Annotated in this window: 22 protein-coding genes; 3 read left to right on the forward strand and 19 right to left on the reverse strand. The window is 32.2% G+C overall.

Annotation, left to right across the window (positions count from 1 at the left end; translation table 11 throughout):
- Positions 1–54: 54 nt before the first annotated feature.
- Both NZ841_00760 and NZ841_00765 read left to right on the forward strand, forming a co-directional pair.
- Positions 55–1,071 carry a sugar-binding protein gene (locus tag NZ841_00760; protein MCS7201297.1) on the forward strand — a complete coding sequence of 339 codons (1,017 nt, stop codon included), beginning with the start codon at positions 55–57 and terminating at the stop codon, positions 1,069–1,071.
- Between the two features lie 48 nt (positions 1,072–1,119).
- Positions 1,120–2,607 (forward strand): sugar ABC transporter ATP-binding protein, encoded by a 1,488-nt coding sequence (locus NZ841_00765; GenBank protein MCS7201298.1) that lies wholly within the window; start codon positions 1,120–1,122, stop codon positions 2,605–2,607.
- On the opposite strand, the gene NZ841_00770 is transcribed toward NZ841_00765, so the two are convergent.
- The 18 genes from NZ841_00770 to NZ841_00855 all read right to left on the reverse strand — a co-directional run bounded on the left by NZ841_00770 (position 2,604) and on the right by NZ841_00855 (position 19,950).
- Positions 2,604–4,022 carry a DUF4388 domain-containing protein gene (locus NZ841_00770; GenBank protein ID MCS7201299.1) on the reverse strand — a complete coding sequence of 473 codons (1,419 nt, stop codon included), beginning with the start codon at positions 4,020–4,022 and terminating at the stop codon, positions 2,604–2,606. The two genes, NZ841_00765 and NZ841_00770, sit on opposite strands and share 4 nt — an antisense overlap.
- Before the next feature lie 24 nt (positions 4,023–4,046).
- Complete coding sequence (locus tag NZ841_00775) at positions 4,047–4,739, reverse strand: ABC transporter permease (protein MCS7201300.1); 693 nt, start codon at positions 4,737–4,739, stop codon at positions 4,047–4,049.
- Between the two features lie 226 nt (positions 4,740–4,965).
- Positions 4,966–5,241, reverse strand: a complete 276-nt coding sequence (locus tag NZ841_00780; protein MCS7201301.1) for a hypothetical protein — start codon at positions 5,239–5,241, stop codon at positions 4,966–4,968.
- A gap of 292 nt (positions 5,242–5,533) precedes the next feature.
- Complete coding sequence (xylB, locus tag NZ841_00785) at positions 5,534–7,090, reverse strand: xylulokinase (protein MCS7201302.1); 1,557 nt, start codon at positions 7,088–7,090, stop codon at positions 5,534–5,536.
- 87 nt (positions 7,091–7,177) lie between these two features.
- Positions 7,178–8,368 carry an OFA family MFS transporter gene (locus NZ841_00790; GenBank protein ID MCS7201303.1) on the reverse strand — a complete coding sequence of 397 codons (1,191 nt, stop codon included), beginning with the start codon at positions 8,366–8,368 and terminating at the stop codon, positions 7,178–7,180.
- A gap of 6 nt (positions 8,369–8,374) precedes the next feature.
- A complete protein-coding gene (nuoF, locus tag NZ841_00795) occupies positions 8,375–10,165 on the reverse strand; it encodes an NADH-quinone oxidoreductase subunit NuoF (GenBank protein ID MCS7201304.1) in 1,791 nt (596 codons plus the stop codon).
- 32 nt (positions 10,166–10,197) lie between these two features.
- Positions 10,198–10,566, reverse strand: coding sequence for a (2Fe-2S) ferredoxin domain-containing protein (locus NZ841_00800; GenBank protein ID MCS7201305.1), 369 nt, complete (start codon positions 10,564–10,566; stop codon positions 10,198–10,200).
- Complete coding sequence (locus NZ841_00805; GenBank protein MCS7201306.1) at positions 10,563–11,099, reverse strand: ATP-binding protein; 537 nt, start codon at positions 11,097–11,099, stop codon at positions 10,563–10,565. Before NZ841_00805 ends, NZ841_00800 begins: the two co-directional genes overlap by 4 nt.
- Positions 11,096–11,584, reverse strand: a complete 489-nt coding sequence (gene nuoE, locus NZ841_00810; protein MCS7201307.1) for an NADH-quinone oxidoreductase subunit NuoE — start codon at positions 11,582–11,584, stop codon at positions 11,096–11,098. Before nuoE ends, NZ841_00805 begins: the two co-directional genes overlap by 4 nt.
- A 3-nt stretch (positions 11,585–11,587) precedes the next feature.
- On the reverse strand, positions 11,588–12,331 hold the full coding sequence (locus NZ841_00815; GenBank protein ID MCS7201308.1) for a PHP domain-containing protein: 744 nt from the start codon (positions 12,329–12,331) through the stop codon (positions 11,588–11,590).
- Complete coding sequence (locus NZ841_00820) at positions 12,325–12,714, reverse strand: hypothetical protein (GenBank protein ID MCS7201309.1); 390 nt, start codon at positions 12,712–12,714, stop codon at positions 12,325–12,327. Before NZ841_00820 ends, NZ841_00815 begins: the two co-directional genes overlap by 7 nt.
- A gap of 2 nt (positions 12,715–12,716) precedes the next feature.
- Positions 12,717–13,067, reverse strand: coding sequence for a serine kinase (locus NZ841_00825; protein ID MCS7201310.1), 351 nt, complete (start codon positions 13,065–13,067; stop codon positions 12,717–12,719).
- Positions 13,057–14,385: a 4Fe-4S dicluster domain-containing protein gene (locus tag NZ841_00830; GenBank protein MCS7201311.1), complete on the reverse strand. Its 1,329-nt coding sequence runs from the start codon at positions 14,383–14,385 to the stop codon at positions 13,057–13,059. Before NZ841_00830 ends, NZ841_00825 begins: the two co-directional genes overlap by 11 nt.
- Complete coding sequence (locus NZ841_00835) at positions 14,382–15,248, reverse strand: CBS domain-containing protein (protein ID MCS7201312.1); 867 nt, start codon at positions 15,246–15,248, stop codon at positions 14,382–14,384. The genes NZ841_00830 and NZ841_00835 overlap by 4 nt, the downstream gene beginning before the upstream one ends.
- Complete coding sequence (locus NZ841_00840) at positions 15,245–15,607, reverse strand: DRTGG domain-containing protein (GenBank protein ID MCS7201313.1); 363 nt, start codon at positions 15,605–15,607, stop codon at positions 15,245–15,247. Before NZ841_00840 ends, NZ841_00835 begins: the two co-directional genes overlap by 4 nt.
- A 79-nt stretch (positions 15,608–15,686) precedes the next feature.
- On the reverse strand, positions 15,687–17,564 hold the full coding sequence (locus NZ841_00845) for a DUF4914 family protein (GenBank protein ID MCS7201314.1): 1,878 nt from the start codon (positions 17,562–17,564) through the stop codon (positions 15,687–15,689).
- 101 nt (positions 17,565–17,665) lie between these two features.
- The gene (locus tag NZ841_00850) at positions 17,666–18,823 is read right to left on the reverse strand and encodes a GNAT family N-acetyltransferase (protein MCS7201315.1); all 1,158 of its coding nucleotides are present in this window, start codon (positions 18,821–18,823) and stop codon (positions 17,666–17,668) included.
- Positions 18,823–19,950 carry a glycoside hydrolase family 18 protein gene (locus NZ841_00855; GenBank protein MCS7201316.1) on the reverse strand — a complete coding sequence of 376 codons (1,128 nt, stop codon included), beginning with the start codon at positions 19,948–19,950 and terminating at the stop codon, positions 18,823–18,825. Before NZ841_00855 ends, NZ841_00850 begins: the two co-directional genes overlap by 1 nt.
- Before the next feature lie 71 nt (positions 19,951–20,021).
- Here NZ841_00855 and NZ841_00860 point away from each other — a divergent pair, with 71 nt between their 5' ends.
- Positions 20,022–20,786, forward strand: coding sequence for a lysophospholipase (locus NZ841_00860; GenBank protein MCS7201317.1), 765 nt, complete (start codon positions 20,022–20,024; stop codon positions 20,784–20,786).
- On the opposite strand, the gene NZ841_00865 is transcribed toward NZ841_00860, so the two are convergent.
- Entirely contained in the window at positions 20,756–21,652 is an 897-nt protein-coding gene (locus NZ841_00865; GenBank protein MCS7201318.1) for an ARMT1-like domain-containing protein, read from the reverse strand. The two genes, NZ841_00860 and NZ841_00865, sit on opposite strands and share 31 nt — an antisense overlap.
- Positions 21,653–21,732: the final 80 nt, after the last annotated feature.

Raw genomic sequence — 21,732 nt, forward strand, 5'->3', positions numbered from 1 at the left:
GGTGAGATTAATTCTAACTTATTTCCTTAAAATTATTAAAAGGGGGTCACCTTTATGAAAAAGTTTATTTTAGTCATTCTACTTTGTTCCTTTGCTTTATTTTTCTCCGTAAGCTATTCCAAAGAAATTCATGTAGCAGTAATTGGAAAATCAGTTCATCCTTATTGGTCTGAAGTTGAGTTAGGTGTCAAAAAAGCCTCACAAGATCTTGGTATAAAAGCAACGTTTTTTGTCCCTCTAAAAGAAGATATTCCTGCCCAAATTGCACAAATGGAATCCTTCATAGCTATGGGAGTTACTGGAATTGCAGTTGCTCCTTCTGACCCAACAGCAATTGCTCCAACTATTGAAAAGGCTTTAGCTAAAGGAATACCAGTGATTACTTTAGACACTGATGCACCTTTAAGTAAAAGATTAGTCTATATTGGTACTGATAATTACTCTGCAGGAAAGATTGCAGGACAAGTAATGTCAGATTTATTAGGAGTAAAGGGTGGAAAGGTAGCAATAGGAACAGGATCTTTAACAGCAATGAACTCTTTAGAAAGAATGAAAGGATTCATGGATGGAATTGCAAGAAATAAAAGAATTACTGTAGTAACAAAACCTGCCCTCTGTGATTTTGAAGATACTGGAAGAGCAGTAACCTTAGCGGAACAAGCATTACTTACTTATCCAGATCTTAGAGGATTCTTTGGAGTTTATGCCTTTAATGGACCTGCAGCTGCAAAAGCAATAAAGTCTGCTGGAAAGGTAGGGCAAGTACTAATTGTTTGTTTCGATACAACTCCCGAACATATGCAACTTATAAAGGAAGGAGTCATTTCTGCAACTGTTGGACAAAGGCCCTATATGATGGGATATAAGAGTGTAGAAGTATTATTTAAGATGGCAACAAAAGGTATTGACGCAACTTTAAAGGAACTTCCAGCAAATAGAATTATAGATACAGGAGTAGACGTTGTTGCTGCGGATAAATACATTAAGTTAATAAAAAGTGTTCCCGCTCTTACAGTAGAACAATATAGGAAAAGATTAAATGAATTAGGAATACCTGTTCAAGGCTGGTAAAATTAAGGGGAGGCTATTCCTCCCCTTAAAAAATTTCAAGGAGGCAAAATGGAACAAGAATTAATATTAAAAATGGAAAAAATATCTAAAGCCTTTCCTGGTGTTCAAGCTTTATCTAAAGTAGACTTAGAAGTATACAAAGGAGAAATTTTAGCTTTAGTGGGTGAAAATGGCGCAGGAAAATCTACACTGATGAAAATACTTACAGGTGTCTATAATAAGGATGAAGGGAAAATTATTTTTAAAGGTAAAGAAATAGAACCTAAAAATCCTAATCACGCTCAAAAGTTAGGTATTTCTATGATTTATCAGGAATTCAATTTAGTTCCTAATTTGGATATAGCTACTAATATATTTTTAGGAAATGAACCTAGAAAGGGTAAATTTCTTAAAGTTTTTGATATTAAAAAAGCCTTTAAAGAATCAGAAAGATTACTAGAAATGGTTGGGCTAAATATCTCTCCAGACACTTTAGTTAAAGATCTCACGGTTGCTCAACAGCAAATGGTAGAAATTGCAAAAGCTTTAGCTTTAAAGTCAGAGTTGATAATAATGGATGAACCAACTTCTGCATTAGCGGGAAAAGAAGTCACGAAATTATTTGAGATTATGAGAAAGCTAAAAAATGATGGCATTTCAGTAATATTTATAACTCATCGTTTAGAAGAAGTATTTCAGATAGCAGATCGAATCGTAGTCTTAAGAGATGGACAAAGAGTTGGAGAGCTTACTTGTGAAGAAAACAAGATCGATGAAGTAATAAGATTAATGGTTGGAAGGAGTATTCGAGTATCATCAAGGATAGATTCAAGTGCTGATAATATAATTCTTGAAGTTAAAAATCTTTCTTCTCATGCTATAAAGAATGTTAGTTTCTATTTAAGAAAAGGGGAAATCTTAGGAATAGCTGGATTAGTTGGATCTGGAAGAACAGAAATTGTAAGAGCTCTTTTTGGTGCAGATACTAAAATTTCAGGAGAAATTTATCTTGATGGAAAGAAAGTTGAAATTAATTCTCCAAAAGATGCTGTTAGGTTAGGAATTGGTTTAGTTCCAGAGGATAGAAAATTACAAGGACTTATTCTTAATATGACTCTCCATGAAAATCTCTCTCTCCCAAGTATTCCCTTTATTTTTCCTAAGGGAATAATTAACTTAAAAAAAGAATATAAGTTAGTAGAAGAGTTTGTAACTAGACTAAGAATAAGAACTCCTCATATATTTCAAATAGTTAATAATCTTTCTGGAGGAAATCAACAAAAAGTTGTAGTTGCAAAATGGTTAGCATTAAAACCCAAAATTCTTATTCTCGATGAACCTACAAGAGGTATAGATGTAGGAGCAAAAGCAGAAATTCATAATTTAATCGGAGAATTAGCAAAGGAAGGAATAGGTATAATACTTATATCATCTGAACTTCCAGAGATTCTTGCTCTTTCTGATAGAATTCTCGTAGTATCAAAAGGAAGAATAACAGCAGAACTAAACCGCAAGGACGCTACTCAGGAAAAGATAATGCAATATGCTATAATTTAAATCTTTCCTTTTTCTCTTTCATATAATAGTTCAATACTTTCAAAAATTGGAAATTTTCTAAGAACATTTAAGGATTCCTTCCATATATTGTCTAAGACTTGAGATTCTAAGTTTTCTTCTCCTACTTTGCGAATTATATTTGCGGAATTTTTAATAAATCCTTTTATCTCCTCCTCAGTATACTTTCCTAAATTTTTATAAAAATATGGCCAATAAGGCTTTAAATTTCCCACTAAATTCTCGAAAATATATTTAACTTCTTGAACATTATTTTCAATGTAATCTTGCCATGATTCTTCTAATTTCTGACTTATATTTAATCCCTTAAATCTATTATAAATTTCCATCCAAAATCTCCAAAAAGTAAATATTAAAGCTAACTTTTTGTCTTCTTCAAAAGAAACAATTTTTTTATCTCTTAACAATTTCCCAAGAATACTCTGGGTTCTTGATCTCTCGAAGATTGACTCATCAATAATTTGTTTAAAAGTTTTCTCTCCATCAAAAAACCATGAAAAAAACTCTTCTTCAAAATTTTCATATTTTCCAACAAATAGAAAGATGTGATTAAGATTATTTTCTATAAAATTGATAAACTCAAAAATTTTTGCTGCATCAAGAACCATATCTATTCTAGTCCTGCCTAAAGAAAAGAGGAAATTTATAGCTTCTCTTGAAAACTTTTCTATAGAATCAGGAGTAAATTCTTTTAAATGTCTATAAAAATAATGCCAAGAAACTTTCTCTTGAGAGGTTATATCTCTAAAGATTTCTTTTACTTTTTCCTCTTTTTTATTCAAAAAATTTTGCCACTCTCTTCTAAGATTTCTTTCAGTTATTGCAATTTTAGGAAATTCTTTTAAGGCATGAAGCCAATACCTCCAAAATATATATAACCAAAATAATGAAAAATCCTCATTTATTCTTAAAAGTCGTTCTTCTTTAATTAGTTTCTTAACTAACTCTAAAGTTTTTACCTTTCCCAATGAAGATTCATAAGCTACCTCTCTTACTGTTTTTAAACCATCAAAAGAGGAACACACTACCTCTTCTTCCAAAGATAAATCCTCAATTTTAACAGGTAATAATATTACTTCACCAAGATAATCCATAAGATCAATATATTTTGCGGCACCTATTAATACTTCAAAGGGATCAATATCTAAAGTATAAAAAGAAGATTTCTCCTCAGGAAAGAAAATAAAATTTCCTTTATTCCATAATGCTAAATCTAATAGAGCATCCATATTTTCTAAAAGTCCTGTTTTCGCATATACAATCCTACCCTCTTTAAAAAATACTTCAGCCTTTCTCTCTCCATCTTCAACCTGAAATTTACCTGTTTTCCTTCCTGAGGAAAGAAGTTGAAGAACTTCCCATAGAGGTAAACTTACTAAGTCTCCCCTTATTCCCATCCCATTTTCCTCCTTAGAGAATTTTTAACGGAGAAGACCCATTTTCTTTTTTCTATATTGATCAAACATTATAGCTAGAATTATTATAGCTCCTATAGCTGAAGGTTGCCAATAGGCAGGAAATCCAAGAAGAACCATTCCTGTTCTTAAGACCTGCATTATAGCAGCACCAATGAGTACTCCTAATATGGTTCCTTCACCACCAGTAAGAGAGGTTCCCCCAATTACCGCAGAAGCAATAATATCTAATTCATATCCCAAAGCAGCAGTAGGCGCAGCAACACCAAGTCTTGCAGTCATAAGAATTCCTCCTACTGCTGTTAATAAACCACAAAGGGTATATACTAATAATTTTATTCTTCCTGTATTAATTCCGGAAAGACGAGCTGCTTGTTCGTTACCACCTACAGCATATATTCTATATCCCCAAACCGTTCTATTTAAAAATAAAGAAACTATAATACCAAGAAGTACCATAATAATCACAGGAAGAGGAATACCAACTCCCAAAAATGGTATATCATATTGTCCCCAAAACATAAAACTTCTAGGTAATTCTCTTACTGGCCAACCACCAGTTAACCCATAACAAAATCCACGAGCAATACTCATAGTTCCTAAAGTCGCCACAAAAGGAGGAAGATTTGCTTTGCTAACTAAGAGACCATTAATAAATCCCACAAAGGCATAGATCTTCTTTTTGCAAATAATAGACATACTCCTACAAAGAACCAATCTCTTAATTTAGGATATGCTTGCATAACCTCTTATAATAATTGAACTCCTTTATTTATATCATCTTAGCATTCTACAATAGTTACAATTTTTATATTTAGGATATTGTTTTATTTCATCTCTAAATCCTATCATTTTCTCTTCTAGATTAGGAGCTCAAGGAACTCCAGTAAGGAATGCTACTTTTCTTTTTGTTCCCATGCTTTTACTAAATTTCTTTATATACAGCTTTATTAATTACATCAACCTTACGCGCAATCACATCTTCTACCACTCTTGCTTGTTCTGTAGCATCAGAGGCCACAGAACCAACATATAAAACTTCAACTTTATATGGGCCTTGCTTAGATAACTCTTCTGCTCTCTTAAAAGCCCCATCTCTTCCTGTCTCAAATACTGGATTATTTAATGCCTTTGGAATCCAAGCAAAGACAAGTTTTTTAGGAACCTGTGCAGTAGCTAAAATTAAAAGGAGAATAATCAATAAAAAGGATCAAAAAACTCTTTTTCATAAGAAACCTTCCCTAAAGTAAATTTTACAAAAAACTTAAATTCTTTACCAACCCCTATTAAGTTTTAATTAATTTTAACATGAAATTTTTATTTAGTCAAAAATTAGCTTCTTTTTTAAAAATCTAAAAGTCTTTCTCTTTAAATACACTAATTAAATTTTCTAATATCCCATTCTAAAAAGAGACTTTCGTCCAAATTTAGTTAAATAAGTATCTCACTCCTTAGGACAACAACTTTTACTCTTCTATATTAAAAAGTAAAATTCATTTTTGATTTCCATAATATTTCTCTACAAAACTTGATAGTTTTCCAAAGTAATCCTTTATTAAGGGATATAAAGATCTGTATAATTCATACAATTCTCTATAAAGCTCCACATTTTCTTTTTTAGGTTCTTCTTTACTTACAACTTTTATTGCAGTTTCACATGCTAATTCTACGTTTTTATAGATTCCAACACCAACACCTGCTAGAAGCGCAGCACCGTATGCAGCTCCCTCAGTAACATTAATAGTTATTATAGGATTATTAAAAATATCTGCTAAAATCTGCCTCCAAAGAGGACTTCTTGCTCCTCCTCCAGAAACTCTAATTTCCTTAATTTCAATACCCAGATTTTTGATTAACTCTAAAGAATCCTTCAATCCAAAAGCAACTCCTTCAAGAACAGATCTTACAAAATAGGGTTTTTTATGTCTTAAAGATATTCCCATAAAAACCCCCTTTGCTCTTGGGTCAGGATAAGGAGTTCTTTCTCCTGTAAGATAGGGAAGGAATAATAATCCTTCTGCTCCAGAAGGTACCCTTTCTGCAGACATAGTTAAAAATTCATAGGGATCCTTTCCTGTCCACTTTGAAAGTTCCATTTCAATTTCTCCAAAGGAATCTCTAAACCATCGGAAAGATCCCCCTGCTGATAGCATTACCCCCATAGTATGCCATTTTCCTGGTACTGCATGACAAAAAGTATGAAGTCTTCCTTCCTTTTCTCCTTCAGGCTTATCTAAATGAGCAAAAACCACTCCTGATGTTCCCAGGGTTACCGATACTATACCACTTTTTACAATACCTGTTCCTACTGCTTGAGCTGCTTGATCTCCTCCTCCCCCAACTACGGGTATACCAGGCACTAAACCTAATTCCTCCGCCACATCTGATAAGAGAGTTCCCGTAATTTCAGGAGACTCATAAACTTTTGGCATCCAATCTTCAGGAATATCAAGTAAGGAAAGCATTTCCTTAGACCATTTTCTATTTTTTACATCAAAAAGTAAAGTTCCTGAAGCATCGGAAACTTCCGAAGCATATTCTCCTGTTAAACGATAACGAATATAGTCCTTTGGAAGAAGAACTTTTTTCACCTTTGAGTAAATCTCAGGTTCATTTTCTCGAAGCCATAATATCTTAGGAGCAGTAAAACCTGTAAGAGCAAGATTTAGAGTTAAATTAAGAAGATTTTTAACTCCTCCTACTCTTTCTATAATTTCCTCACATTGCTTTGCAGTCCTTTGATCGTTCCAAAGTATTGCCTTTCTTAAAACTTTTCCTTGAGAATCTAAAAAGACAGATCCATGCATCTGACCTGTCAGTCCAATAGCTTTAATATCCTTGGGAGATATAGCGGATAAACTTAAAATTTTCTGAATAGATTTTTTAGTTGCTTGCCACCAATCTTCTGGATCTTGTTCAGACCAGCCTGGATAAGGAGTGTAGAGAGGATACTCTTCTGTCCATGATTGAATTACATTTCCCTCTTCATTAATAAGCAGAGCTTTCGAACCTGTAGTTCCCACATCAATTCCAATTAGCAAATTTACCACCTCTTTCCCATTTTTTTACTTATATTTTAGTAAATCGTTTTCTTTATTGTCAAGAATAATCCTTTTGTTTAAAGTTCTCTTAATTATTTAAATATACCTTTTTTCTTTTAAGGTAAAAATTGCTATAAATATACCCAGTAATCCTAAAAGAAGGAGTAGATAAAAAACATAGAAATAACTTCCCAAGATATCTCTTAATGCTCCAGAAACTGATACTCCTATTAATGCTCCAACCCCATAAGCTGTAAAAACAATCCCGTAGTTTTTACTATAATGTCTTTGTCCGAAAAATATTATAGTAGCTGCTGGAGCAATAGCAAGCCATGCACCGAGAGTCAACCAAAAAAGACAAAAAGCTATTATATAAGTGTATAGACTATTAGGATAAATTAACATGATTACCGAAGCAAAAATTACTAATGTGTAAGATAAAACTGAGGATTTTAAAGGAGAAATTTTATCTGTTAACCAACCAAATAAAGGTCTCCCTAGAGCATTAAAAATTGCAAATAAGGAAACTAACCCTGCAGTAAATTTGGGCTCCAATTTTATTAGTTCTTCTCCCACAGGACTTGTTATTCCAATAATCATTAAACCTATCAAAGTTCCTATTACGTAGCATGACCATAATCCATAAAATTTTGGGCTTTTTAGCATAGCTTTGGTATCTAAATCTATAGCAGAAATATTTTTATCTTTTTTTCCTACAGAAAAATCTTTAGAAGGAAATTTAAAAAGAAGACCCAAGACTAATATGATTATTAAAAAACTAAGTCCGAAAATTCTAAAAGTATAAAAAGGACCATAAATTTCTATTAGTTGGCGCGCTAAAGGAGCAGTAATAAGAGGAGATAAACCAAATCCTGAAATAGTAAGTCCCATAGCTAAACCTTTCTTATCAGGAAACCATCGAGAAATTACTGCTATAGGAACACCATAAACTACTCCTACACCGCCTCCTCCTAAAACCCCATAGGTTATAGTTATAAAGTTAATATTTCGAATAAACCCAGAAAGAATCCATCCTATACCTACCAATATTCCTCCTATTGCAATTACAGTCTTAGGAGAATACTTATCTATAAACCTTCCAGAAATAGCCATTAACAAGGAAAACAAAGCTAAGAAAGTCATATAGGGCAGTCCACTTTGAACTGCGCCTATGTTTAAAATATTCTCAAGAGGTTTTCTAAATATACTCCATGAATAAACTGTTCCTAAACATATATAAATTAAAATTCCTGCAGGAATAAGAATCCATCTTTTCTTATTTCCCATAGTCTCTTACTCCTTTTTAATTACTTTAAAAGGACATATTTGGAAACATATTCCACACTTAGTACACTTTTCTTGGTTAATTACATAAGTTCCATCATAATCTTTAAATATAGCTCCTACGGGACAATTTTTAAAGCATATAGAGCATTTTCTACACTTTTCTCTTATTACTTCATAATGTATTAATGCAATACATGATTTAGCTGGACATTTTTTGTCTTTTATATGAGCAATATATTCATCTCTAAAATATTTTAAGGTAGTTAAAACAGGATTTGGAGCTCCTTTTCCAAGACCACAAAGAGAGGTATTTTTAATTACATTTGCAAGATCCTCAAGTTCTTCTAAATCTCTTATTTCCCCATCTCCTTTAGTTATCTTATCTAAAATTTCCAGCATTCTTTTCGTTCCAACCCTACATGGTACACACTTTCCACATGATTCATCTTGAGTAAAGGATAGAAAGAATTTAGCCACATCTACCATGCAGTTATCTTCATCCATTACAATTAAACCTCCAGACCCCATAATTGCACCAAGAGATGTGATAGATTCATAATCTACTGGTGTATCTAAATACTCCGCCGGTATGCATCCACCAGCAGGTCCTCCTATTTGAACAGCCTTGAATTTCCTTCCCTCAGGAATTCCTCCACCTATATCATAAACTATCTCTCTTAGAGTAATTCCCATGGGAACTTCAATTAGCCCTGTCATATTAATCTTCCCAGCTAAAGCAAAAACTTTTGTCCCTTTACTTTTTTCTGTTCCAAGGGAAGAAAACCAATCTGCTCCTTTTAAGATAATTTCAGGAATATTTGCCCAAGTCTCTACATTGTTAATTACAGTAGGTTTATTCCATAGTCCAGAATTTACAGGAAAAGGAGGTCTTGGCCTTGGCATTCCTCTCTTTCCCTCTACTGACGCAATAAGAGCTGTTTCTTCACCACAAACGAAAGCTCCAGCACCAATTCTAATTTCAATATCAAAAGAAAAATTCGTTCCTAAAATATTTTCTCCTAAAAGGCCATAGCTTTTTGCCTGTTCTAAAGCATAAGTTAGTCTTTTAATAGCAAGGGGATATTCAGCTCTTATGTACACAAAACCCTTTTTTGCTCCTATAGCGTAGGCTCCAATAAGCATTCCCTCTATAACTGAATGAGGATCACCTTCTAAAATACTTCTGTCCATAAAAGCTCCAGGATCTCCTTCATCTGCATTACAGATAATATATTTTTCATCTCCTTTTGCTTTTCTACCTAGCTCCCACTTGATACCTGTAGGAAAACCAGCTCCTCCTCTGCCTCGAAGTCCTGATTTTTTAACCTCTTCAATCACTTCTTCAGGGGTCATCTCTGTAAGTACCTTTCCCAACGCAGAATATCCTTCTCTTGCTATGTATTCTTCAATATTAAGAGGATCTATAAAACCTACATTTCTTAAAGCAATTCTAACTTGATTTTTAAAGAAGGGAAGTTCATTAATAGTAGGAAGAAATATCTTTAACTCTGGTTCCCTTACTAAAAGCCTCTCCACAACTCTTCCTTTTAGTAAATGTTCGTTTACAATATCTCTTGCATCCTGAGGTTTTAAGCGAATATAGAATATACCTTCAGGATATATGACCATAACAGGTCCTAAATCACAAGTTCCAAAGCATCCTGTTTCAATTATTTTAACTTCTTCGTAAATCTTAGCTTCTTTAAGTTCTTTTTCTAAAGCAGATTTAAAACTTTCTTCTCCTGCAGATATACATGCTGCTCCTGCACATATCAATATGTGTGCTCTTTCTGGCATTTTAGTTCATATCCCTCCTTGTGTGTTATAAATTACTCAGTAGATAAAACATCCTCTGTAACTATTTGCCCATTAATAACATGTTGTGCAATAATTCTTCTTGCCTTCTCAGGAGTAACATATTTATAAAGAACTTTGGGAGTACCTACCTTTTGCACTGAGATTATAGGTTCATATTCACATAGACCTATACATCCTGCTTGAGTTACTATCACATTTTGAAGATTCCTCTTTTCAATTTCATCAAGAATAGCAAGAAGAGTCTCCCTTGCTCCTGCTGCAATTCCACATGTTCCCATATGAACTACAATTCTATCTTTACCTTCTGGAGATCGAGCCTGAATTTCAGTCTGAGCTTTTTCTCTAATTTTTTTTAATTCCTCTATGGTTAATTTTTTCATATTCCTATACCTCCTAAGTTTTTCTCAAGATATAGACGTAAAAAAGAAAGAGCTTGAGGATGATTTATTGGAATCTCACCAAGCTCAGCTTTTAAATCTTTCGTTGAAAACTCAAAATTTTTATCATCAAAAGAAATTTTAAAGAAAAAGTCAATATCAGGACAAGTAGCTACAAGAGCATATATTGTACCAGAAATATTTCCCATTGGTGGAAGATCCAAATGAGAAGCAGGCAATATTGCAACTAGTTCTGTTCCTTCTCCTAATTTTGACTTAATTTCTAGATTTCCTCCACAACTACCAACTATCTCATTAAAAAGAGAAATTCCTAGACCCACTCTCCGCGTTTTTCTTGTAGTTGTAAAGGGATTTTTTATCTCTTTCAGTATTTCTTCAGGAATACCTTTTCCATCATCTTTTATTCTTATTCTCAAAAATTTACTATCTTTCATTATTTCCACTAATATATTTTTTGCTCCTGCAGAAATAGAATTTTCTACTAGATCTAGAATATGAAGAGAGATTTCCTTCATGGATTTTCCTTTTTAAAATCCTCCAAAAGCTTCTTAACTTTATTAGGAGTTAACTTTCCATAAACCTCTTCATCTATCATCAGTGCAGGTGCCATACTACAAGCCCCAATACATCTTACCAAGTCTAAAGAATAATATCCATCCTCGGAAACCTTTCCCTCCTTTAATCCCATCTGTTCTAAGGCAGTAAGAAGATCTGCTGCTCCCTTAACATAACATGCAGTTCCCATACAAAGTCTTACTACATGCTTTCCTTGAGGTTCTAATCTGAAATAAGAATAAAAGGTTGCAATTCCATATATTTCGCTTAAAGGTATTTTTAACTTCTCAGAAAGTATTTCTAGAACTTCCTTTGGGAGAAAACCAAATTTTTCTTGAATTGCATGAAGGATCATAATTAGAGAACCCGGAACTCCCGAAAATTTCTCTAATATCTTATCTATCTCAGTCTTCGCATATTCTGATACTTTTAGCTTCACTGCCATTTTTTATACCTCCACTTTGTTCTTTATATTTTTTTCTTTAAAAGCCCTTAAAAAATTATCCCATGTAAAATCGTCCAAAATTAAATAACTTTTAGGTTCCATTATATCATCAATATAATGGGCATCAGAAGATATTATATATGGTTTTTTTTCTAAATGAGGATATTTTTCAAAAAATTTTGTTGGATTTACCTTTTTTGAAAACTCTATTATATCATATCTCAAAGATTCGGGAATAAAACCTAAAGTTGAAACCACACTATATATAGGTTTATCAATATGAGCAAGAATGCTTATTCCCTCCATTTTTTCTATCATTTTAAGAATCTCTTCTATAGATAAGGCCACAGAAATTGATAATAGCCTTTCTTCTATTCTTTCTACTTCATCTTTTTCATTCACTACCACCTGAACCCCGAATAAATTCTCGTTATTCTTTAAATTAGGAAGATAATTCCATAACTCTCTTTGAAATTCTAAGGCATACAAATAATCTTTAAAAATTCCAACAATATGCGCTTCCTCTCTCGATTGAATTTCAATTCCAGGTAAAGTGAAAACTCCCATTTTATCTCCCCAATATTTAACAGCAGGATAGTTTTCTACGATATGATGATCAGTAATAGCTATAATATTAATTTTTCTCATTTTTGCCCTTTCTATTATTGCTCTTGGAGTCATACTCCAATCTCCACAGGGGGACAAAACAGTATGAATATGTAAATCTATTCCATAGCATTTTAACAATTTTTTCCTTCCTCTCTGCTTCCCTTAACTAAAGCACCTTTTATTCCATGTTGGAACAAAATTCCACTTGTTACAAAAACTATATTCTTTGTCCTAACTAAGATAATATTTTTTTCTCGTGCAAGATTTATAGTCTCATCAGGAACCAATTTTCCTCGTGCTACAATAATCATAGGTATATCTAACATTTCTGCAGTTCTTATAATTTGAGGATTAGTAACTCCTGTAATTAAAACTACATCTTTGCTTTCACATTCCACTAAAGAAAGGACATCACTCATTAAATCTGCAGCAAATCCTCTTGTAATTTCTATTTCATCTATAAACTCTTCTCCTGATAAAATTTCTCCATTTATAAGCCTTACAATTTCTCTTGCCTTCATATTCAGATCTTTTTCTCTTCTCCCTTTATTCCCAATTTATATAGTTCTCCAGCAACATCAAAAGCAGATTTTTCTGTAGAATATAAATTAATTTTTTCTTCTATTGCTTTTTTTATAGTTTCTTCACTAGGTTTTTGACCTGAAACGAAAACTATACTTCTTATACCAGTAAGAACTGCAACAGCAATTGTGTTTAAATGAGTTTGAATAGTTAGCCATATAGAATCTTCAAGGGCATGAGCCATAACAAATGATAGAAGATCGCAAGAAATTCCATATTTTATCTCCGCATCTTCATTAGGAGAAGAAATTACTTGAAAATTTAAAATTTCAGCTATCTCTCTACTCTTCATTATCTTCTTCCTTTCTCTTTGGAGTAATTGAAATTGATCTCCTTGAAATTTCCTCCATTTCTCGTGCCATTGTTCTTAACTTTTCTTTCAAGATAAATATACAATCATAAATTTCTGCATTTTCTCTTACTATATCCTCTGCCAAAGATGCACAGGTAGGAGAACCGCAAGACCCACAATCCAATCCTGGAAGTAATTTAACAATTTTTCTCATTTCTTCCATCTTCTTTAAGGCTTTACTCATATCCTCATCTAATTTCCATATAGGTCTTGGAAGAATGGCATGATTTAAAAGAATATCAGAAATATTTATTAAATTATTAATTTCTTTAACAAAATCTTTATCTTCTTTAAGTTTTTTATTCCAATAAAAAATTCTCTTTTCTGCTAAGTACTTATTCTCAGGATTTAATACACCCCCTACACATCCCTCTTTACAAGCTCTTAATTCAAGAAACTTAATATCTCGAAATCTATTTCTCTCTAAATCTTCCAATACTCTTACTACTTCATCTATTCCTCCTACTGAAATTGCTTCTTCCTCAGAAAGGAAAGAGCTCTCTCCACCTAGTATCGCCCAAAGTATTCCTGGAGAATAAATAGGAGAGATCAAAGGACCTTCTTCTCCAAGATTCCTTTTCACTGAAAGAAATACATTGTCTATACCTAGAACATGATTGAAATTGGATGGTCTTGAATCAATAGGATCTTTAATAGCAGAAACCTCTGCAGCACAAGGAGCTATATATACAAGATTTGGTTCTTTATTTTGATATTTTTTCTTCCAAATTTTTTTAATAATGTCTCCCATAATTTCATAAGAGAATCTAAAAGGAGAAAGATGAGGAATCAAGGTAGGAAATCGCACTTGGACTAATTCTACTATAGCAGGACAATAAGTAGATATTAAAGGAAGATTTTCTGTGGAAAAAATATATTGTTTTAAGGCTTGATGTAGAAAATATATTGCAAAGGTAGTATCCCATACTTCCTCTGCTAAGAAAGTTTTCTGTAAAGCTCTTTGAATCTGCTCTAAAGAGTACTTTGAAGAAAATTGAGCATAAAATTCAGGTGGAATTATAACCACCAAATTTTCTATAGAAGTGATACTTTCCAAGGTTTGAGTAAAAGTAAAGGGAGCATGATGAGGACAAACTCTAATACACTCACCACAATCAATACAGCGATAAGGAAGAATTAATGCCTTTCCATCTCTTACCCTCATAGCTTCAGTAGGACAATAACGGATACAATGTATACATCCTTTGCATTTCTGAAGATTTATTACTACAGAATGAATAAATTTATTATTATTCATGATTTTTTGTTTAAATAAATTTTCGAAATTACCTTTGTTCCCTTACCCACAATAGATTCAATCCTAAGTTCATCAGAACAATTTTTAATATTGGGAAGTCCCATTCCAGCACCAAATCCCATTTCTCTTATGTTGTCTGGAGCAGTAGAATACCCAGGTTGCATAGCTAATTCTATATCAGGTATACCAGGTCCCTCGTCTTCAGCAATAATCTCTATAACTTCCGGTGTTAGAAATACCTTGAGTACTCCTCTATATGCATGAATAACAATATTCATTTCCGCCTCATAGGTTATTATAGCAACTCTTCTAATTATCGAAGGATCAACTCCCAGTTGTTGTAAGGCTTTTTTAACTGTACTTGATGCCATTCCTGCAGAAGAGAAATCTCCTCCTAACACAGGATATTCTAAAATTAGAGGTTCTAATTCTGATTTCTTTTCTATTTTTACCTCCTTCTCTTCTACTGTTAAGAGCTTAAGAACTATATCCTTTGTACTAAGTATTCCTAAAACTTCTCCTTCATCATTTACAACGGGAAATCTTCCAAAACGATACTGTCTAAAAAGTTTTAAAGCAGTATATAAATTATCCTCAGGATTTAAACATTTTGGTTCCTTAACCATATATTTTTCACAAGGTGTCTTCAAATCTCCAGCCACTAAAGCAGATATGACATTTTCTACAGTAACTAGACCTATAATCTTTCCAAAATCATTAATCACTGGAACCCCATCAATTCTTTTTATTCTCATTATCTCTTGAATAGACTTCATATCATGATATGGGGTCACCCTTACAATATCTGTATTCATAATTTCTTTCACCTTAACTCCCTCAAAAAATTCCTTTGGTATCTTCAAAGAATCCCCTCAACTTTCTTTCCCTTTAATCCTGCACAGTAAAGCCTTCCACATGCTTCATACATTGGATATTTTGTTCTTAAAAGAGGAATATTTAGTTTTTTAGCAAGCTCAACTGTCTCTTTGGGAGGCATTTTACCTCTTACAAATACTATGGCAGATAAATCTAACATTTCTGCTGTTCTTATAACTTGAGGTGTTACAAGACCTGTTAAAAGAAGAGCCCCCCCTTCTCCTAAGAGTGCTAAGGCATCACTCATTAAATCAGTAGCACCTGCAACTTTTATTTCTCTATTTAATTCATCCTCTCCCACAATTATTTCAGCAGAAAGAATATCCTTAACTTCACTAAGTTTCATTTTTGACTACTCCAGTCGCCATAATTTAATCATGGAAATATTATTATTGTCAATTAAATTTTTATTAAAAAATCTTAGTTTATATACTCATAGGTATTATAGAATTAAAATCTTCTACTGTCCCATCATATAAACAACATTCTATGATTTTTCTTCCAAGAGGATCTAATCTGTCATCTAGAAATTTTTTAACTTCTTTTTTGAAAAAGTCTTTTAATATCTTTGCTCCAATTGTATATCCTTCCTCTTGAACTTCTGGCTGTAGATCCACTTGTAATAAACCTTTTAATATATAGTTTCCTTCAAATTTTAGAGATTCAAGAGCATAACCTAATAAAGAACATTTTGCAGGAATAAGTTGTTGGGATTTTAATCTTGCAGAACCTCTTTTAGCAAGATATTCTCTAACAATCCATTCTGGCATAAAACCAACCTTATATGCACCTATATATTGATTAGGAATTAATATATAAAGAGTATCAGTGTAAGTAATTATTTGTTCTAAAAGTAGATTCGCATGTTTTACCATTTCCCCAGTAGCAAAGGGCCAATAAGAGCCGACACCTTCACTAGATAGAGCCTCAGTATCGGTAATACTCGGATTTGCATGACCCCTTGGACTTACTAATCTCCATAGCCATGCAAGAGCAGGGGGAAGAACATGGAATAAACCAATAATTCCATAAGTTGGCCTTTCCCTTAAACAAGGAGGTGTTCTTACTCCAAAACTTCTAACATCTACAGTCACTGGTTCATTAACAATATTAGGTATAAATTTGCGAGGTAGTATTACCCTTGGATTAGGACAGGGTTTATTAGGCTCATCCATAATATGTTCCCATATTAAAGCAGTTGCTCCAGGGTAAGCCTCAATATTTAAAAAAACCAGAGGCTCTGGAGGATGTGTACATATTCCTTCAAGTCTTGGATCTGTGCCATATTTGGGAATATTATCCAAACGAACAAACCATCCTTTTTCTGCATCCTTCACTACCATTTTCTTTTTATTACTTTGGATCTTTGGATGAACTAAAGCAATATCGTCTGTAACTGGACATATCTCACAGGATTCTTTTATTTCTAAATAAATTCTTTCCTTCGTCTTAATATTTTCAGCTAATAGGACTCTATTATCTTTTTCACGATGCATCTGCTGAATCATTTCACTTTTTCCCCCACCAGAAGCTCCTTCATGAACAATAACAAGTTCATTATCATAGGGAGTAATAATTTTTACTGTAGAAGCATGAATACTTATCCATCCTTCTGATTCTCCAATATTGAGAAGAACTCCATATACTCCTTTTTTAGCACTAGGACCGGGATAAAGATTATAGGAAAAAATCTCATGTAAATCTTTTCTTCTGTTATGAATTACTACTTGTTTCCCTGCAAAATAAGTGTGCCTGAAAGGAGGTGCAACGTATACTATTGCTCGAGGCTTAAAGTTCGCCTTTAATTTAGAGAAGGGGATAAAACCCTGAATATCTGCTAAAGCTAAGGCAAAAAAGGCAGTATTTTTAGGAGCTATAAGTAAAGCAGGATATCCTAATTCTTCTCCTCCTGCCATAAAGGGCATTAAAATAAGTTCTTGGGTTTTTAACCATTCGAGGGTTTTTTTCCTTAAGTTTTCAAAATCTTCACCATATAAATTTTTAAAACGAGGTTTATCTGTAGCTTTTTCATCTCCAATTACCATACTATCGGGATCCCTTCTTCGCATATAAACATCAGGATAATTTACTACAATTCCATTTTTACATTTGGTTATTATGGCTTCTGTAACTTCCTTTCCTTCTTCAATTTTAAACTTTACTTCAAATAGAAAATTATTCTTTCCTCCTAAAGCCATTTCTAAAAATTCTTCTCTCTTTTCTAGTAGAATTACTTTTCTACAAGTTGAAATAATTTCTTCAATTTCATAATCAAGAACAAATTTTTCAGTTAAAAGCATCATTCTATAGACCTCCTATTGGAAAATTTTAGAGAAAGTTTTTTTCTTCGTCTTTGAAGATTTTTCGTCTTATATTAACAAAATCAAAAAGCAAATTCAATAGATCAAAAATAATCCCAAGAAAAGGTTGGAAAAATTGGGAAGATCTTATCAAATTTTTCTACATCTTTATAATTTTTTATCTCTAAAAGTCCCAATTGAAAGGCTATTTTAGGAGATAAAATACCCGATGAAATCTGGGATAAGGTATTGATACTTAAAGATATATTCCAATCTTTTCCTTTTTCTATCTTTACTTTACCATCCTTCACTTCTATCTCCCATACTCCATTATTCCATACTCCATATAAATCCTTCACTTCTATCTTTAAAATTTCATAGAGATTTTCTGGAAAAGAAAAACTTTCCAATGCTTTTTCCAAATCTACAATCCTTATCATAAATGTAGGTTCTATAGTACATTCTCCCCTTGGATTCGGCAAAATAAAGGGAGTAAAATCCTCCATAGGAGTAACCCATTGAACTTCATCAATATTCGTAGACTGACGAGAAAATAAACCTAAAAATCCTTTATAAGCAGAAATATTCAAGCATATCATTTCTTTAACTACTATTCTTCTTATTGGAACTGTTTCAATATTATATAAAAGGTATCCTTGGGGTTCACCATCTTCCCATATATAAAGATAAGTGAGATCCCTTCCTCTGAAAATTAGATTTCCCCATCTTTCTTCAGTCCTTTTTAAAGGGCCTGTGAAATTTATAGCAAATCTCTCATAAATTCTTCTTATTATTTTCCAATCTTCTAATGGAATTCTTCTTACCTTTTCTATTTCATCAAATTTAGGAAAAGTAGAAGTTCTTCTAATATACTTCTTCTGAAACCCTCCTAATTCCCATCCAAAAGTTCTATAAAATTCAAAAGAGAAAGGATATAACATAGAAAAGATTAATCCCTTTTCCTTTGATATTCTTAAGGCCTCGGATAAGAGATGATGAATATATTTTTTCCCTCTATATTCTGGGAAAGTAGCCACACCTCCAATCCCTGAAAGAGGAAGTACATTTCCTCTAATGTAAAAATCAAAGGGAATAATACTTAAAGCAGAAACTAATTTATTTTTCTCAAATAAACCTATACAATTTTGAATACTTTTTTCATCTATCCAAGAACTTACCTGATTTATAGGTAAAACAAAAGCTTGACTCCAAAGTTCAGAAAGTTCATCTATATCCTCAGAGGACAATTTTCTAATTTCCATTATCCACCTCTCATCTTTTCAAATATAATTGAAGTCAAGGTATACCCCTTTAGAGGGTAGTCTCCTGTAAATTCCCAGAACATTATTCCTCCCAGTCCTTTCCTGATTACATAATCACATTTTTCCTTTATAGATTCTTCATCATCATAGCTGTACATTATTTTCTTTTCAGGATTCCATATCCAAGGAACTTTTGAATACTCATCTCTAAATTTAATGAATCCTTTATCATTCTCTAATACTCCCTTTATGAAAAAGAAAGGATTTCCTCCAGAAGGTTTATCCTCATCATCAAAAATCCCACAAGGAAGGCCAGAAACCTTAGCGAACAAACCGTTTATCCCCTCATCTTCCGTAATCCATCCTCTTCCATAAAAAGGTATTCCTAAATTAATCTTTTCTTTTGGGACTCCTAATTCTAAATATTTATTTACTGCATAATCACAATTTAATTTTTCTCTACTTACAGGATCAGGATCCATAGGATTTCCATAAAGAGGAGCAAGATGATTTGTAATTTTATCCCATGAGCCATGAAAATCATAGGTCATCAAGTTTATATAGTCTAAGTAAAAGTGATATTTATTAGGTTCAGTATTTTCAATCTCTCGAAAACCTGCAGGAGCAGCAATACTTAAGATGTAATCTCTATTATCTTCTATTCCTGCCTTATTAAGATACAATCTTAGGGTTTTTAACAACAGTGTAAAATTTTCCTTGTCTTCTGGACGATATTTGTTAGTTGGAAGTCCTCCTTCTACTGGAAATTCCCAATCTATGTCAATCCCATCAAAATTATATTCTCGAATAAAATCAATACAACTCTTTGCAAAAATTTCTCTATTTTCCGATGAAAAAGCAACATCTGAAAATTCTCCTGATAGAGTCCATCCTCCTACAGATATTAATACTTTTACGGAGAACTTCTCTTTATAAATTTTCAAGCTCTTTATATTTTCCCAAAATATTTCCTTATCTACTACTGATATTTCTCCATTTTCAACTTTTGCAAAGGCATAATTTAAGTGAGTTATTAAATGCCACGGAATATCTTCTATAAGATAACTTAGATATTTATTTTTTACAGCCCACTCAGGATAATATCCAACGATTCTCTTGTTCTTCATTTTAGCCTCCTTAAAATTATAAAATTATTATAGTATAATCTATATCTATTAAAAAAGGAGAATTAAAATTTATGATATACTCTTTTAAAAAAGGAAAACCTGAAAGAGGATGGATTCTCTTAGTCCATGGCTTAGGAGAACATATTGGAAGATATGAAGAATTTATCAATACACTTTTAAATAAGAATTTCGGAGTTATAGGTTTTGACTTACCTGGTCATGGAAAAAGTGGCGGAAAAAGAGGAGACACATCTATTGAGGAAGTAATAGAAATTATTAATAATTTAACAGAAAACATAGAAAATTTTATTATTTTTGGACATAGTCTTGGAGGACTTATAGCTATCAGATATGCTCAAGAATATCCTGAAAAAATTAAAGCTATTATTGTCTCCGCTCCAGCTTTATATTTAAAAACAGATTATATAACAAAAGTTTTTGCTCATATTTTTGTTAAAATTTTTCCTTCGTTAACTATAGATAATAGATTAAATTTAAATTACCTTTCAAAAAACAAAATAGCTATAGAAAAATATAGAAATGACCCCTTAGTACATAGGAAGATTTCTTTGAGATTGGGAATTAGCATGATTAAAAATATAGACATAGCTCAAAAAAAAGCAGAGTTAATTTCTGTTCCTATTCTTTTTCTTATTCCATCAGAAGATAAAATTGTACCTCCTATAGGCTCGAAAGAACTTTTTAACAATATAAAAATATCAGACAAATATTATATAGAATTTCCGGGTGGATACCACGAATTATTTGAAGATGAGGAGCATTCTAAGAAATTTTACGAAGAAATTTATAACTTTTTAATTTCAAGATCAATATAGTTTTTTTTCTTGAGAGCAGGACCATAAGCTAAAATTAAATCTCCATATTTAACCCCAAAACTCTTTGCAATAATTTCGCATTTTGCTTTCAAAAGAAAAAATATATTTAAGTCTCTATCATTTAAATTCTCATAATTCCCTTGTCCCTTTGCAATAATAAGATCTGCATTATTAAAAATTTCTTTGAACTCGGAAGATCCCAATTCAGGAATTTTACCAACGATTTGAGTCCCTGATTCTATAACTTTACAAACTTCATTTAGTTTTACTTCTAAAGCATCTTCCATTAAAGCATCATTAATTATGGGATAAGTATTTACAACTCCAAAAATTTTCTTATCTTTTAATTCTTCGATAAATATTTTATCAAATACAATCTCGCCTGCGTTGTCCAGGAGATATACTATATTTTCTGCTCTTTTTATTTCTTCTTTAAAATGTTCAAAATGATCCAGTGCTAAGGGAATATCTAAAACCTCTTTAATATAATCTTTTAAATTTAATTTTGATATATCTAATATTCCAAGATCAATAATGTTTCCTGAAATTGCAATCTTGATAGCAGTATATAATGGATCCTTAGAATTTTTTACGATTTCCTTTAATACTGGATATAAATTTAAAGCTATTTTATTATATTTTCTTTTTTCTTCATAATAAGGATCAGGATTTCCTAAGATTTCATATGCTCTTTTCAAAACAAGATAGGTGTTATATGCAGGACTATTTTCATAAGATAATTCAGGTAAGATTTTCGAAGATTCTTTTACAACAAAAATCTTCTTCTCTTCATCATCCAAGATTCTCTTTGCTGCTGATATCACCTGATTCAAAAAACAGGGAAAACACTCTACTCTCGTTTTCATATTGCTAAATTTTATAACAAAATCTTTCTAGGTATGTCAATAGTTGAGATTTTAGTCTATAATTAACTAAAAAGTGAGGT

The organism is Dictyoglomus sp. (assembly GCA_025060475.1).
Lineage (GTDB): Bacteria > Dictyoglomota > Dictyoglomia > Dictyoglomales > Dictyoglomaceae > NZ13-RE01.

Bases quoted from the DNA above. Each gene is read 5' to 3' on its own strand.
- NZ841_00855 (MCS7201316.1), bottom strand. From the start codon at position 19,950: ATGAAGAACAAGAGAATCGTTGGATATTATCCTGAGTGGGCTGTAAAA.
- NZ841_00760 (MCS7201297.1), top strand. From the start codon at position 55: ATGAAAAAGTTTATTTTAGTCATTCTACTTTGTTCCTTTGCTTTATTT.
- NZ841_00840 (MCS7201313.1), bottom strand. From the start codon at position 15,607: ATGAAACTTAGTGAAGTTAAGGATATTCTTTCTGCTGAAATAATTGTG.
- NZ841_00865 (MCS7201318.1), bottom strand. From the start codon at position 21,652: ATGAAAACGAGAGTAGAGTGTTTTCCCTGTTTTTTGAATCAGGTGATA.
- NZ841_00775 (MCS7201300.1), bottom strand. From the start codon at position 4,739: ATGTCTATTATTTGCAAAAAGAAGATCTATGCCTTTGTGGGATTTATT.
- NZ841_00830 (MCS7201311.1), bottom strand. From the start codon at position 14,385: ATGAATAATAATAAATTTATTCATTCTGTAGTAATAAATCTTCAGAAA.
- NZ841_00860 (MCS7201317.1), top strand. From the start codon at position 20,022: ATGATATACTCTTTTAAAAAAGGAAAACCTGAAAGAGGATGGATTCTC.
- NZ841_00850 (MCS7201315.1), bottom strand. From the start codon at position 18,823: ATGGAAATTAGAAAATTGTCCTCTGAGGATATAGATGAACTTTCTGAA.
- NZ841_00770 (MCS7201299.1), bottom strand. From the start codon at position 4,022: ATGGGAATAAGGGGAGACTTAGTAAGTTTACCTCTATGGGAAGTTCTT.
- nuoF (MCS7201304.1), bottom strand. From the start codon at position 10,165: ATGCCAGAAAGAGCACACATATTGATATGTGCAGGAGCAGCATGTATA.
- nuoE (MCS7201307.1), bottom strand. From the start codon at position 11,584: ATGGCAGTGAAGCTAAAAGTATCAGAATATGCGAAGACTGAGATAGAT.
- NZ841_00790 (MCS7201303.1), bottom strand. From the start codon at position 8,368: ATGGGAAATAAGAAAAGATGGATTCTTATTCCTGCAGGAATTTTAATT.
- NZ841_00845 (MCS7201314.1), bottom strand. From the start codon at position 17,564: ATGATGCTTTTAACTGAAAAATTTGTTCTTGATTATGAAATTGAAGAA.
- NZ841_00800 (MCS7201305.1), bottom strand. From the start codon at position 10,566: ATGAAAAAATTAACCATAGAGGAATTAAAAAAAATTAGAGAAAAAGCT.
- NZ841_00805 (MCS7201306.1), bottom strand. From the start codon at position 11,099: ATGAAGGAAATCTCTCTTCATATTCTAGATCTAGTAGAAAATTCTATT.
- NZ841_00825 (MCS7201310.1), bottom strand. From the start codon at position 13,067: ATGAAGAGTAGAGAGATAGCTGAAATTTTAAATTTTCAAGTAATTTCT.
- NZ841_00820 (MCS7201309.1), bottom strand. From the start codon at position 12,714: ATGAAGGCAAGAGAAATTGTAAGGCTTATAAATGGAGAAATTTTATCA.
- NZ841_00765 (MCS7201298.1), top strand. From the start codon at position 1,120: ATGGAACAAGAATTAATATTAAAAATGGAAAAAATATCTAAAGCCTTT.